The sequence below is a fragment of the Paraburkholderia sp. SECH4 genome (assembly GCF_030511745.1).
Classification (GTDB): domain Bacteria; phylum Pseudomonadota; class Gammaproteobacteria; order Burkholderiales; family Burkholderiaceae; genus Paraburkholderia; species Paraburkholderia madseniana.
The window spans coordinates 18,176-32,202 of the sequence record NZ_JALOCP010000030.1 but is presented as its reverse complement, the minus strand read 5'-3'; the positions used below and the strand labels follow the sequence as shown (position 1 = coordinate 32,202).

Below are 14,027 nucleotides of genomic sequence, written 5' to 3'. Positions count from 1 at the left end.
TTCACAGAACCTGAACCTATAAAAACGGAGCCCCACATGCAACCCCAACTGCCTATCGACGTCGATCCGAACACCGGCGTCTGGACCACCGACGCGCTGCCGATGCTTTACGTGCCGCGCCACTTCTTCACGAATAACCACACGGCTGTCGAGGAAGCGCTCGGCATCGACACGTATGCCGAGATTCTCTACAAGGCCGGCTACAAGTCCGCGTATTTCTGGTGCGACAAGGAAGCGAAACAGCACGGTATTGCGGGTATGGCGGTGTTCGAGCATTACCTGAACCGCCTGTCGCAACGCGGTTGGGGCCTCTTCACGATTACGGAAGCCGATCCGTCCAGCTCGCGCGCCCGCATTGAATTGCACCACTCGTCGTTCGTGCTTGCGCAGCCGGGCAAGGAAGGCAAGCTTTGCTACATGTTCGCCGGCTGGTTCGCGGGCGCGATGGACTGGGTCAACGACACCGCGCCGGATGGACAGCGCAAGGGTCCGCCGTCCCATTCGAAGGAAGCGCGCTGCGCGGCCGAAGGCCACGATCACTGCGTGTTCGAAGTGTCGCCGCTCGCGTCGTAACAACAACGCACACAGCCTATTCATTCCGAGGTCGATCGCGATGCGTTACCCGAACCTTTTCAAGCCTCTCACGCTGAACAAACTGACTTTGCGCAACCGCATCGTCAGCACCGCGCACGCCGAGGTGTATGCGGAGCCGGGCGGTCTGCCCGGCGATCGTTATATCCGTTACTACGAAGAGAAGGCCAAGGGCGGCGTCGGCCTCGCCGTGTGCGGCGGCTCGAGCCCGGTGTCGATCGACAGTCCGCAAGGCTGGTGGAAGTCGGTGAATCTCTCGACCGACAAGATCATCGATCCGCTCGCCCGGCTCGCCGAAGCCATGCATCAGCACGGCGCAAAGATCATGATTCAGGCCACGCATATGGGCCGCCGCTCGGCGTTTCATGGCGAGCATTGGCCGCATTTGATGTCGCCATCCGGCGTGCGTGAGCCGGTACACCGCGGCAATGCGAAGATCATCGAAGTGGAAGAGATTCGCCGCATCATCACGGACTTTGCCGCGGCTGCCAAGCGTGTGAAAGATGCCGGCATGGACGGCATCGAGATTTCTGCGGCCCACCAGCACCTGATCGATCAGTTCTGGAGCCCGCGCACGAATTTCCGTACCGACGAATGGGGCGGCTCGCTCGAAAACCGCCTGCGCTTTGGCACGGAAGTGTTGAAGGCGGTGCGCGAAGCGGTAGGCGCGGATTTCTGCGTCGGTTTGCGCATGTGTGGCGATGAATTCCATGAAGACGGTCTCGATCACGAACAACTGAAAGAGATCGCCCAGGCGATGAGCGAAAGCGGTCTGATCGACTACCTCGGCGTGATCGGTTCCGGCGCGGATACGCACAACACGCTGGCGAACTGCATGCCGCCGATGGCGCTGCCGCCCGAGCCGTTCGTGCATCTCGCGGCCGGGATCAAGTCGGTGGTGAAGCTGCCTGTGATGCATGCGCAAAGCATCCGCGACGCGGGCCAGGCGGAACGTCTGCTCGCAAGCGGCATGGTCGATCTGGTCGGCATGACGCGCGCGCAGATCGCCGATCCGCATATGGTCATCAAGATCCGCGACGGCCGCGAGGACGAGATCAAACAATGCGTCGGCGCAAACTATTGCATCGACCGCCAGTACAACGGGCTGGATGTACTGTGCGTGCAGAACGCCGCGACGTCGCGTGAAGAAACCATGCCGCACGTGATCGCGAAGACAAGTGGGCCGAAGCGCAAGGTGGTCGTGGTCGGTGCGGGTCCGGCTGGACTGGAAGCGGCGCGCGTGGCGAAGTCGCGCGGTCATGACGTGGTGCTGTTCGAGAAGAACGACTACGTCGGCGGTCAGATCATGCTGGCCGCGAAAGCGCCGCAGCGCGAGCAGATGGCGGGCATCGTGCGCTGGTTCGATATGGAAACGAAACGCCTCGGTGTCGATCGACGTCTCGGCGTCGCCGCCGACGAAAAAACCATCATGGCGGAGAAGCCGGACATCGTCGTGCTGGCCACGGGCGGTTCGTCGTTCACGTCGCAAGTGGCGGCGTGGGGCGTCGAAGAAGGGCTTGCGGTCAGTTCTTGGGATGTGCTGTCGGGCAAGGTTGAGCCAGGCAAGAACGCGCTGGTTTATGACGGCGTCAGCACGCACGCCGGCGCGGGCGTAGCGGATTTCATGTCGAGCCGCGGCTCGAATGTCGAGATCGTGACGCCTGACGTGAAGGTGGCCGACGATGTCGGCGGCACCACGTTCCCGATTTTCTATCGGCGTCTCTATGCGCAAGGTGTGATTCATACGCCGAACTACTGGCTCGACAAGGTGTACGAGGAAGACGGCAAGAAGATCGCCGTGATCCGCAACGAGTACACGGAAGAGCAGGAAGAGCGCGCGGTCGATCAGGTGGTGATCGAGAACGGCAGCACGCCGAACGACCAGCTCTACTGGACGCTCAAGCCCGAGTCGGTGAATCGCGGCCAGGTGGACGTGCACAAGCTCTTCGCGTCGGAGCCGCAACCGTCGCTCAGCGAAGAAATCGGCAACGGCCGCTTCCTGCTGTTCCGCGTCGGCGACTGCATTTCCATGCATAACATTCACGGCGCTATCTACGACGCGCTGCGCCTTTGCAAGGATTTCTGACGATGAGCCCCGTGTTTGTCATCACCGTCCTGCTGTGGTTGTCGGTAGCGGGTCTCGCGTTCGCGCTCGCCAAACGCGCTGCCTACTGGCGCGAAGGCCGCGCCACGCCAGCGGGCGCGTACGGCTGGACCAATCTGCTGGCGATCCCGAAGCGCTATTTCGTCGACCTCCACCATGTGGTCGCGCGAGACCCGTATATCGCGAAGACGCACGTCGCGACGGCGGGCGGGGCGATCCTCGCGATGGCGCTGGTGTTCGTCAACTACGGTCTCGCGATCTACTCGCCGTGGCTCGACAAGCTGATCTTTCTGGCCGCGCTGGTGATGCTGGTCGGCGCGGTGTTCGTCTGGCGCCGGCGGCATGGCGCGAAGGCGGTTCCGGCACGGCTCTCGCGTGGGCCTTGGGATCATCTGCCGCTGCTGCTTGGATCATTCGCACTCGGTTTGGCGCTGTTCATCGCGTTGCCGGCTGCGGCGATGTCGGGTGCTTTCGCGATTATCGTCGCGTTGCTGATCGCAGTCGGCGCGTTCACGATGACCTTCGGAGCGGCTCGCGGTGGTCCGATGAAACATGCGCTCGCCGGGCTGCTGCATCTTGCCTTTCACCCGCGTCAGGAGCGTTTTGCCGAGCGCAACGATAACGATGTCGTGCCGCCGACCGCATTGAAGGCGCCGCTGCTCGACACGAAGGAATACGGCGTCGGCAAGCCGGTCGAGTTCCGCTGGAACCAGTTGCTGAGCTTCGACGCCTGCGTGCAATGCGGCAAGTGCGAAGCGGCGTGCCCCGCGTTTGCCGCCGGGCAGCCGCTTAATCCGAAGAAGCTGATTCAGGATCTCGTCACGGGCATGGTCGGTGGCACGGACGAAGCTTATGCCGGCAGCCCGACGCCCGGCATTCCGATCGGCAAACACGGCGGCGCGCCGGGCAAGCCGCTCGTATCGAGCCTGATCGAAGCGGACACGCTGTGGTCGTGCACCACTTGCCGTGCCTGTGTGCAGGAGTGCCCGATGCTGATCGAGCACGTCGACGCGATCGTGGATATGCGCCGCAACCAGACGTTGGTTGAAGGCAGCGTACCTGGCAAAGGTCCGATTACGCTCGCCAATCTGCGCGAGACCGGCAGTTCGAACGGTTATGACATCGGAGCGCGTTACGACTGGGCTGTCGATCTGCAAGTACAGGTCGCGCAACCGGGACGGCAGGTGGACGTGCTGTTGATCGCCGGCGAAGGCGCGTTCGATATGCGCTATCAGCGCACGCTGCGGGCGCTGATCAAAGTGCTGAACCGGGCGGGGGTCGACTACGCGGTGCTCGGCGGCGTCGAAACCGATACTGGCGACACGGCACGGCGTCTCGGCGACGAAGCGACCTTCCAGCAACTCGCTCAACGGCTGATCGGCACGCTCTCGCAGTACTCGTTCCGCAAGATCGTTACCGCCGATCCCCACGTACTGCACAGCCTGCGCAACGAATATCGCGCACTCGGCGGTTTCTACGAGGTCCAGCATCACACGGCACTGATCGAAGAACTGGTATCGAGCGGCAAGCTGTCGCCGAAGGCGGTCGCTGCGTTCGCGGACCGCAAGATCACGTATCACGATCCGTGCTATCTGGGCCGCTATAACGGTGAGACGGAAGCGCCGCGCCGTTTGCTGAAATCCATCGGCATCAAGGTGGTCGAGATGGAACGCAATGGTATGCGCGGACGTTGCTGCGGAGGCGGCGGTGGTGCACCGTTGACTGACATCCCCGGGAAAAAACGCATTCCGGACATCCGTATCGACGACGCCCGCGCGATAAACGCGGAGATCGTCGCGGTGGGTTGCCCGAATTGCACGGCGATGCTCGAAGGCGTGGTCGGCCCGCGTCCGGAAGTGCTGGACGTCGCCGAACTGGTTGCAGCGGCGCTGGAGTAACGCCATGAACAATCTCAAACGAATCGATCCGCGCCGGCCGTTCACGATTACGGCCGATGGGCTCAGGCGCATTACGCTTGGCATGACGGCTGTTGCCGGCTCGACGGAACTCGTGGCGCATGGCTCGACGGGGTCGGCGCATCGCGAGCACGCAAAACCGCGCCGCACGACGGCTGCAGCGCAGCGTGTGCTGCTGGTGGCTGCCCACGCGGACCGCGGCGCGCTGGACGATCACGCGCGCCAGACCCTGGCCGCCGCTGCGCTGATCGCGGACGCGACAACCGAAGTCGTACTGCTCGTATTCGGTGAGTTCAGCGGCGACGCCGCCGCGCTCGGTGCCGACAAGCTGATCGAGTTGCCGATGTTCGACCGCCGCGTTTTCGCGCCGCTCGACGAGCTGAACGCACTGGCCGCGTGCGTCGCGGCCTATGCGCCGGCGCACATTTTTCTGCCCGACAACGCCACTGGCGATGGCGATCTCGGCCGCCGTTATGCGGCCGCCGCGAACGCAAGCGTCGCGACACATGTCGTCGAAATCGATGCAGCACATGTCGCGGCTTATATTCAGACGAATACGACGTTCGCCTCACGCGCGCTTCCTGAGGTCGTTTTGCTCGCACCGAACGCGGTCGATCCGAAGTTGCCATTTGTCGGTGCGGGTGAGCGAGTGGTGTGGCGTTTCGATGGCGAGCCGGCGTCGTCCAAAGGCATCGTGCGCGATCTTGGCATCGAGGAGATCGACGCCGCCCAGCTCGCGCTCGAAGAGGCGGATTTCATCGTCTCGGCAGGCAACGGCGTCAGCGATGTGCACGCGTTCGAGAGCCTCGCGGCCACATTAGGCGCTGCGATCGGCGCAAGCCGCGTCGCCGTGGACGACGGCAAGTTCACCCGCGACAAGCAGATTGGCGCCACCGGCAAGACCGTCGAAGCGAGCGTCTATATCGCGTTCGGCATTTCCGGCGCGGTTCAGCACCTGCAGGGCATCAAGGATTGCCGGCACGTGATCGCGGTGAATCTTGACGCCAGCGCGCCAATCGCCAAACGCGCCAATCTGACCGTCATCGCCGACGCGCAAGAAACCATCGCGGCGCTGAATGAAGCCGCGGCGGCTGCACGCACGGCACGCGGCACGGGGGCTGCGCTATTGAATTCAACGGCTGTTGCGGAAGGAGCGCTTGCATGAAAATCGCCGTACTGGTTTCTGTGGGGCGGCACCCGGTCAGCGGCACCGCGCGCTACAGCCGCAACGACGCCGCCGCGCTGACGATAGCGCTCTCGCTCGCCAAAACGCACGGCGCGACGCTCGACGTATTGCACGCGGGCGATCCGTCGAATCCGGCGCTCAAGGAATATCTGGCACTCGGCGCGCGCACTGTCGAGGTGCTGGAAGTGCCGGCAACGCCTGAATGGCGAGGCGATGCGCTAGCACCGCTCGCCGCACGTCTACGCGGCTACGACCTCGTATTGACCGGCACCCGTGCCGAAGGCGCCTTCGATAGCGGCATGCTGCCGTATCGCGTCGCCAGTGCGCTTGAGTTGCCGTTGGTCGGCGCAGCGGTTGATCTGACGATTCGCGACGGCTGCGCCGAAGTCCGGCAATTCATGCCGAAAGGCTTGCGCCGCCGCGTCGAAGTGCGGCTGCCGGCCTTGATCGCCGTGCATCCGATGGCCAACACGGCGCCGAGCTACGCCTATGCAAGGTTGCGCGAAGGCACGATCCGTCCAGTCGCGACAGATGCGTCCGGACGCGCGGCCTCAGCCAACCCCGACGAACCCGCCTGGACAATCCGTCCCGCGACCGCCAAACCGGTGCGTCTCGCCGCCGCCGAGAAGCGCTCGGGTCATGCCCGCATGCTCTCGGCGACGACGACCGAAAGCCGCGGTGGCAGCGTCGTAATTGAAGGGAGTTCCGTCGAAAAAGCACAAGTGATCCTCGCGTATTTGCGCGAGCATCAACTTGTGGATTACTGATTTCCGGTTCGGGCCAGCATGCGACCAGGAGGGCCTGGCGCAGCGCCAGACGTGACATGCAACGGAGCACACAATGAAAGTTTCGGCAGACGTTCGCGCAATGATCGAACGCCGCAAAAAGAATCACACGCTGGAAGCGCCGTTCTATACGGGCGACGAGATTTTCGCGCTCGACATGGAGGCGATCTTCCGCAAGCACTGGATTCAGGTCGCGGTGGAACCGGATGTCCCGGAACCGGGCGACTACATCACGGTGGAAATCGGTAACGATTCGATTCTGATCGTACGCGACGACGACATGGAGGTGCGGGCGTTCCACAACGTTTGCCGCCATCGTGGCGCGCGTTTGTGCAATACGGACAAGGGTTCGCTCGGCAATATCGTTTGCCCGTATCACAGTTGGACCTACAACCTGAACGGCGATCTGATGTTCGCCGAGCATATGGGCGATCAGTTCGACCGCTGCAAGCACAGCCTGAAAGCGGTGCACCTCCAGAATCTCGCCGGTCTGATCTTCATCTGTCTCGCGGATGAGCCACCCGCCGACTTCGCCGTGATGCGCGCCGCGATGGAACCGTACCTGCTGCCGCACGATCTCGCCGGCTGCAAGGTCGCAGCGACGATCGATATCATCGAAGAGGGCAACTGGAAGCTCACGATGGAGAACAATCGCGAGTGCTACCACTGCGTCGCGAATCATCCCGAGCTGACGATTTCGCTTTACGAATACGGTTTTGGGTATCAGCGCACGCCCGCCAACGAAGAAGGCATGGCCGCGTTCGAAGAGACCGTGGCGCGCCGTACCGCGCAATGGGAGGCGATGAAACTGCCGTCGGCGGAAATCGACCGTCTGGCGGATCTGGTGACGGGTTTCCGCACGCAACGCCTGCCGCTCGATCGCGACGGCGAATCGCAGACCATGGACGCGAAGGTGGCCTCGAAGAAGTTGCTCGGCGGTTTCGAGCAGGCCGACCTCGGTGGCCTCTCGTTCTGGACGCAACCGAATTCGTGGCATCACTTCATGAGCGACCATATCGTCAGCTTTTCGGTGATTCCGCTGTCGGCAGGAAAAACGCTGGTGCGCACCAAGTGGCTTGTCCACAAGGATGCACGCGAAGGCATCGATTACGACGTGAACAATCTCACGGCCGTGTGGCGCGCCACCAATGACCAGGACCGCGCGCTTGTGGAGTACTCGCAACGCGGCGCAACCAGCAGCGCCTACGAACCGGGTCCGTACTCGCCGTTCACCGAAGGCCTCGTCGAGAAGTTCTGCGAGTGGTACATCGGCCGTATTGCGGAGTACAGCAATGCGCCCCAAACCCATGATGCCGGCGATACGCCGGTGTCGCACGGCGAAAAAGTCGTGTCTTTCATGCGCTGAGCGCGATACCGCAACCAGGAGCGGGAGAAAATAATGATGCGCGATCAGGCGACGCTTCAGCTCAGCCCCGAGCCGGCTCCGAACCATGAGGCTTCAAGCCGCGGAACTTCAAGCCGGGTCACGCGGCCGCGGTTCTGGGAGACGTTGCCGGCACGTTGGAACAGCGATACCGACGAGACGCTGGTGTGCTGCCAGGTCCGTCAGGAAACGCACGACGTCAAGAGCTTGTTCTTTCGCGCACCGTCCGAGCGGGCGTTCGTGTTCGAGCCGGGGCAGTTCATCACGCTGGAGTTGGAGATAGACGGCGAGGCGGTGAATCGCTGCTATACGATCTCCTCGCCGCCCACGCGTCCGCACACCATCTCCATCACCGTGAAGCGCGTGCCGGGCGGAAAGGTGTCGAACTGGCTGCACGACAATCTGCACGCGGGTATGGAGGTTCGTGTGCTGGGGCCGTCCGGCGAGTTCACCTGTGCGCGGCATCCGGCGCGTAAGTTTCTATTCTTGTCGGCGGGTTCCGGCGTTACGCCGCTGATGTCGATGAGTCGCGCACATCACGAACTCGGCGAAGATAGCGACATCGTGTTCGTGCACAGCGCCCGCACGCCGGACGACATCATCTTCGCGCGTGAACTCGATCTGATTGCATCGAATCAGGCCAATTTTCGCACGGCGTTTGTCTGTGAGCGGCTTGGTGCGCGCACGAATTGGCCAGGCGTCACCGGTTTTCTGACCTTGCCGCTGCTTAAACTCATCGCGCCGGATTTTCTTGAACGCGAGATTTTCACCTGCGGTCCGGCGCCGTACATGCAGGCAGTCCGTCATCTCCTGGACGAAGGCGGCTTCGATCGCAGCCATTACCACGAGGAAAGCTTCTCGTTCGAGACGATCAGCGAAGTGGCCGCGCAATTGACGACTGCGCATGTCGGCGATGTATTGCAGGCACCCACAGCTAGCGCGGAGAGCTTTGTCGAAGCGCGTGAACACGCGGCTGGATTTGCACCCGCGCAGGTGCCGGTCACGCCGGTGGAAATAGAAACGACGTTCAAGGTGAGTTTCGCCAAAAGCAACCGCGAGATCGAATGCGGCAGCGGCCAGCATGTACTCGACGCGGCGAAGAAGGCCGGCATACGGCTTCCGTCCTCGTGCACGCAGGGTATGTGCGGTACCTGCAAGGTGAAGCTGGTGTCCGGCGAAGTCGCAATGAAACACGCCGGCGGGATTCGTCAGCGCGAAGTCGATCAGGGCATGGTGCTGCTGTGCTGCAGCAAGCCGTTGAGCGATCTCGTCGTCGATAAGTAAGACAAGAGCGGGACCCGGACTCGCGGTCGCGGTCGAAGTCGCCTGCGGACAACTGGATGTCGGAAAACAACGCTACCCGGCAATTCTGGTTGGCGATTCTAAATGCTCAATGGGTAGTTTGGATGGCGAACGGGAGAACGGTGATGAGACTGATCAGAAAGATATTCGTGTTGAGCGCGTTGAGTGCTGCGCTGGCGGCAAGCAGCGTGAGTGTGTCGGCCGATTCCAAGCCGACCATCAAGATCGGCTATGTGGAGGGTTGGGACGACAGCGTTGCAACCACAAATGTCGCCGCGCGCGTGATCGAAAAGCGCCTCGGCTATCAGGTGCAGCTCGTGCCGGTCGCGGCCGGTGTGATGTGGCAAGGCGTGGCGCGCGGCGACCTCGACGCGACGCTGTCCGCATGGCTGCCGGTCACGCATGGCGCGTACTGGAACAACTTCAAGGATAAAGTCGTCGACCTGGGTGCCAATTTCAACGATGCAAAGATCGGTCTGATCGTGCCGGATAACGTTGACGTGAAGAGCGTTGGCGATCTGGAGGCGAAGAAGACGGAATTCGGCTCACGCATTGTCGGTATCGATGCCGGCGCGGGTGTGATGCAGAAAACCAGCGAAGCGATCAAGGCATACGGGCTCGACTATCAACTGATGCCGAGCTCGGGCAGCGCGATGACTGCGGAACTGGCGCGTTCGGAAGCGGCAAGCAAGCCGATCATCGTCACCGGCTGGAAGCCGCACTGGATGTTCGCGAAGTACAAGCTCAAATTCCTCGACGATCCGAAGAAGGTGTTCGGCGAAGCGGAGCACGTGGATAGCGTCGTCAATCCTGGACTAGAGACGAAGGCGCCGACGGTCGTCGCGTTCCTCAAGAAGTTCCAATGGAAACCGGGCGAGATCGACAGCGTGATGCTGGCGACGCAAAACGGCGAGAAGCCGACGGCTGCTGCCGATGCGTGGATTAGTGCGCACGGAGATCGTGTGGATAGCTGGGTGAAGTGATTTCGTATTTCAGGTGAGTGAATTGCCGCTTGTTTTGAGCGGCAACCCCTGCAAAAAAACGCCGCTCTCGAGCGGCGTTTCTGTTTATTGCAGCACGACAGTCCGATCACCGTTGATGAATACCCGTCGCTCGATAAACGCCTTCACGGCCCGCGCAAGCGTGATGCATTCGACGTCGCGTCCCGTCGCCAGCAGTCGCTCCGGGCTGTATGAATGATCGACGCGCTCCACAACCTGCTCGATGATGGGACCTTCGTCGAGATCGTCGGTGACGAAGTGCGCCGTTGCGCCGATCAGTTTCACGCCGCGCGTATGCGCCTGGTGATAAGGCTTCGCCCCTTTGAAGCCGGGCAGAAACGAATGGTGGATGTTGATCGCACGTGCCGCGAGTGCACGGCTCGTTTCGCCGGAAAGAATCTGCATGTAGCGCGCAAGGATCATCAATTCAGCGCCTGACGTTTCGAACAGCTCGAGCAAGCGCGCTTCCTGTTGCGGCTTCGTATCGGCACTGATCGGCAGATGATGGAACGGCAAGCCGTGCTGCTGCGCGAGCGGTTCGAGATCGCGATGATTCGAGCCGATGCCGACAATATCCATCTTCAACTCACCCATGCGCCAGCGGAACAGCAGATCGGCAAGACAGTGTTCGAGTTTCGACACCATGATCAGCACTTTCGGCCGCGTGCCGACGTCATGCATCGCCCATGTCATCCGAAAGCGCTCGGCGATCGATTTGAATTCGCGCCTGAGTGCAGCGATGTGCAGGGTCTCATTGGTGTCGACGCCATGAAACACGCAGCGTACGAAAAAGTGCTCGCTGAGGTCGTCGTCGAAAACGGTCAGTTCGTCGATATAGCAATGATGCCGGTCGAGAAAGCCGACGACGGCGGCAACCTGGCCCGCCGCGCTCGGACAGGCGACCGTGAGAACCAGTTGATCGGGACGGGAATCGGCGGACATGCGCTCTCCACTTAGGCAATAGGGCAACGCCGCGGGACGCGGCATGCATCATCGCAGTAGAGCAAATCAGCGGTACAGGGGGATAGAAGCTAACCGCCGTCGCGCTGGAATGGGAGCGTCAGGGGCGGTTGGTGCGGGGCGATGGCGCACGGCGGGCGGCATTGACGGCTTGCCGTGCTCATTCGGCATCGCGCCCACATTCGCAGAGCAACCATTGACGAAATGCGCTGACGGCGAGTGTCGCCGCGCGCTGGGTGACGAGCAGATAACCCCGCTCAGTCACCACCGGCGTGTCGAATAGTTCTACGAGTTGCCCCGTGGCAAGAAGCTCGTCGACCAGTGGCGCCCAACCAAGCGCGACGCCTTGGCCCATGATCGCCGCGTGGGCCACGAGCGTAAAGCTGTTGAACGTGATGCCGCGATGTGCGGCCGGCGCATCGAGACCCTGCGCGGCGAACCAGTCGGCCCACGACAGCCAGCGCGCCGGCTGGGTAGGTTCGAGATGCAGCAGCGGCAAGCTCAACAGGTCCGACGGCGTGCGCAATTGCGGATGCGCCGCGAGAAAAACCGGACTGCACACCGGCGTGACACGCTCAGGAAATAGTTTGAGCGCGCCTCGCGCGCTCAGGTCCGCATCTTCATCGCCGAACGCAATCGCAATGTCCGCCTGATCGTGCGATGGATCGAATACGCTCTGCGATGTGATGATCTTGACGTCGACGTCCGGCATCAGCGCCTTGAACTGAGACAGGCGCGGCATCAGCCAGTAGGTCGCGAAACCGAAGTCGGTGGAGAGCGTGAGAGTTTGCGGCGTGCGCCGAGCGCGAATCTCGGCGGTGGCGACGCGGATGGTGTCGAGGGCATTGCGCACCGCTTCGAAGAGGCGCACACCGTCTTCCGTCAGCGTGACGCCGCGATGGCCGCGTTCGAACAGCGGTACACCGAGTGCTTCTTCGAGTTGCACCACACGCTGACTAACCGCTGGCTGCGTCGAGCCCAGCTCGCGTGCAGCCGCTGTGAAGCTCGCGAGACGCGCTGCGGATTCGAACATCGTCAACGCCTGCATCGGCGGCAAGCGATCCTGCCTCGACATAAGGCCCCCTTATAGGCACATAACGATTTGCCGTCTTCACAGCGGCGAATTGGACGGCAATAGTGGTGTTCACGCGGGGACCGGCACACCGGTTTCCCGCTTGCGGCGACACCCGCACCTCTATTTGCGATTCTATTCGAGGCACGCTCCAATGCATGACACGAAACAGAATATCCTTATTCTGATGGCCGACCAGATGACGCCGTTTGCGCTTGCCGCATACGGACATCGTCTAACGAAGACTCCCAATCTCGATCGCCTCGCGAAGCAGGGCGTGGTATTCGACTCGGCGTACTGCGCCAGTCCGCTGTGTGCGCCGTCGCGCTTTTCTTTTCTATCGGGCAAGCTGCCGTCCGCGATCGGCGCCTATGACAATGCAGCAGAATTTCCGTCGCAAACGCTGACGTTCGCGCATTATCTTCGCGCCGACGGGTATCGCACGATCCTGTCCGGCAAAATGCATTTCTGCGGCGCCGATCAATTGCACGGATTTGAAGAGCGGCTCACCACAGACATTTATCCAGCAGATTTCGGCTGGACGCCGAACTGGGACGATTTCGAAACGCGCCCCACGTGGTACCACAACATGAGTTCGGTGATCGACGCGGGCCCATGCGTGCGCACGAATCAACTCGACTTCGACGATGAAGTCACTTTCACCACGCGGCAGAAGCTCTTCGATATCGCACGTGAGCGGCATGCCGGCAAAGATGCACGGCCGTTCTGCATGGTCGCCTCGCTGACGCATCCGCATGACCCATACGCGATTCCGCGGAAGTACTGGGACATGTATGCGGATGAAGACATCGATCTGCCCGCGCATCGCGACTCGCTCGATGAAGTCGATCCGCATTCGAAGCGCCTGCGCCACGTGTGCGAAACCGACCGCACGCCCCCGACCGACCAGCAGATCCGCAATGCAAGACGCGCTTACTACGGTGCGATCTCTTACGTCGATGACCAGTTCGGTGCGATCCTCGAGGCGCTCGAACAGTCAGGGCTCGCGAAAGACACCGTTATCGTGGTGACGTCCGACCACGGTGAGATGCTCGGCGAGCGCGGGCTCTGGTACAAGATGACGTTCTTCGAAGGCGGCTGCCGCGTACCCTTGATCGTTCATGCGCCGCAGCGTTTCGACGCGCATCGTGTGCACGAGTCGGTCTCGCATCTCGATCTGCTGCCCACGTTAGTGGAATTGGCGCGCGGCGAACAGCCAAAAGTCTGGCCGGATTCGCTCGATGGTCAAAGTCTCGTACCGCATCTGCGTGGCACACAAGGCACCCACGGCGGCCACGACGAAGCGATCGGTGAATACCTGGCGGAAGGCGCTATAGCGCCGATCGTGATGCTGCGACGCGGGCGCTTCAAATTCATTCACACACCTGCCGATCCTGACCAACTGTACGACGTGGCAACGGACCCGCTCGAACGCGAGAACCTCGCCGCGCGCGCCGAATATGCATCACAGGTCTCAGCATTTCGTGAGGAGATCGCACAACGCTGGAACCTCGCCGCGCTGCACAACGACGTACTGAAAAGCCAGCACCGCCGCCGCTTCCATTTCGAGGCCACGACGCAGGGCACGGTCGCGTCATGGGACTGGCAGCCGCATGTCGATGCGAGCCAGCGCTACATGCGCAATCACATCGACCTCGACACGCTCGAAGCGATGGCGCGTTTTCCCGCTGTAACGCGCTGATGTCTCCGCTCACGATTCAACCCA

The 14,027-nt window shown here is 61.9% G+C and carries 11 protein-coding genes; 9 read left to right on the top strand and 2 right to left on the bottom strand.

The features are described from left to right. Window positions 1–36: 36 nt before the first annotated feature. The 8 genes from M0D67_RS30835 (at window position 37) to M0D67_RS30800 (ending at window position 10,251) form a co-directional block, all read left to right on the top strand. Window positions 37–573 carry a DUF5943 domain-containing protein gene (locus tag M0D67_RS30835; RefSeq protein WP_154560696.1) on the top strand — a complete coding sequence of 179 codons (537 nt, stop codon included), beginning with the start codon at window positions 37–39 and terminating at the stop codon, window positions 571–573. Between the two features lie 40 nt (window positions 574–613). Further along, window positions 614–2,677 (top strand): NADH:flavin oxidoreductase, encoded by a 2,064-nt coding sequence (locus M0D67_RS30830; RefSeq protein ID WP_266240864.1) that lies wholly within the window; start codon window positions 614–616, stop codon window positions 2,675–2,677. Between the two features lie 2 nt (window positions 2,678–2,679). After that, complete coding sequence (locus M0D67_RS30825) at window positions 2,680–4,593, top strand: (Fe-S)-binding protein (RefSeq protein ID WP_154560694.1); 1,914 nt, start codon at window positions 2,680–2,682, stop codon at window positions 4,591–4,593. A 4-nt stretch (window positions 4,594–4,597) separates the two neighbouring features. Beyond that, window positions 4,598–5,776: an electron transfer flavoprotein subunit alpha/FixB family protein gene (locus tag M0D67_RS30820; RefSeq protein ID WP_154560693.1), complete on the top strand. Its 1,179-nt coding sequence runs from the start codon at window positions 4,598–4,600 to the stop codon at window positions 5,774–5,776. Continuing rightward, window positions 5,773–6,564 (top strand): electron transfer flavoprotein subunit beta/FixA family protein, encoded by a 792-nt coding sequence (locus tag M0D67_RS30815; protein ID WP_154560692.1) that lies wholly within the window; start codon window positions 5,773–5,775, stop codon window positions 6,562–6,564. The genes M0D67_RS30820 and M0D67_RS30815 overlap by 4 nt, the downstream gene beginning before the upstream one ends. Before the next feature lie 73 nt (window positions 6,565–6,637). Continuing rightward, on the top strand, window positions 6,638–7,948 hold the full coding sequence (locus M0D67_RS30810; RefSeq protein WP_154560691.1) for an SRPBCC family protein: 1,311 nt from the start codon (window positions 6,638–6,640) through the stop codon (window positions 7,946–7,948). Window positions 7,949–7,984: 36 nt separating this feature from the next. After that, window positions 7,985–9,250 (top strand): hybrid-cluster NAD(P)-dependent oxidoreductase, encoded by a 1,266-nt coding sequence (locus tag M0D67_RS30805; RefSeq protein WP_154560743.1) that lies wholly within the window; start codon window positions 7,985–7,987, stop codon window positions 9,248–9,250. 143 nt (window positions 9,251–9,393) lie between these two features. Next, window positions 9,394–10,251 carry a glycine betaine ABC transporter substrate-binding protein gene (locus M0D67_RS30800; protein ID WP_154560690.1) on the top strand — a complete coding sequence of 286 codons (858 nt, stop codon included), beginning with the start codon at window positions 9,394–9,396 and terminating at the stop codon, window positions 10,249–10,251. Between the two features lie 84 nt (window positions 10,252–10,335). Here M0D67_RS30800 and purU read toward each other — a convergent pair whose 3' ends face one another. Together purU and M0D67_RS30790 are read right to left on the bottom strand one after the other, a co-directional pair. Then, the gene (gene purU / locus M0D67_RS30795; RefSeq protein ID WP_154560689.1) at window positions 10,336–11,211 is read right to left on the bottom strand and encodes a formyltetrahydrofolate deformylase; all 876 of its coding nucleotides are present in this window, start codon (window positions 11,209–11,211) and stop codon (window positions 10,336–10,338) included. 178 nt (window positions 11,212–11,389) lie between these two features. Continuing rightward, window positions 11,390–12,304: a LysR family transcriptional regulator gene (locus M0D67_RS30790; RefSeq protein WP_154560688.1), complete on the bottom strand. Its 915-nt coding sequence runs from the start codon at window positions 12,302–12,304 to the stop codon at window positions 11,390–11,392. A gap of 151 nt (window positions 12,305–12,455) precedes the next feature. Here M0D67_RS30790 and betC point away from each other — a divergent pair, with 151 nt between their 5' ends. Then, complete coding sequence (betC, locus tag M0D67_RS30785) at window positions 12,456–14,003, top strand: choline-sulfatase (protein ID WP_154560687.1); 1,548 nt, start codon at window positions 12,456–12,458, stop codon at window positions 14,001–14,003. The last annotated feature ends 24 nt before the right edge of the window (window positions 14,004–14,027 follow it).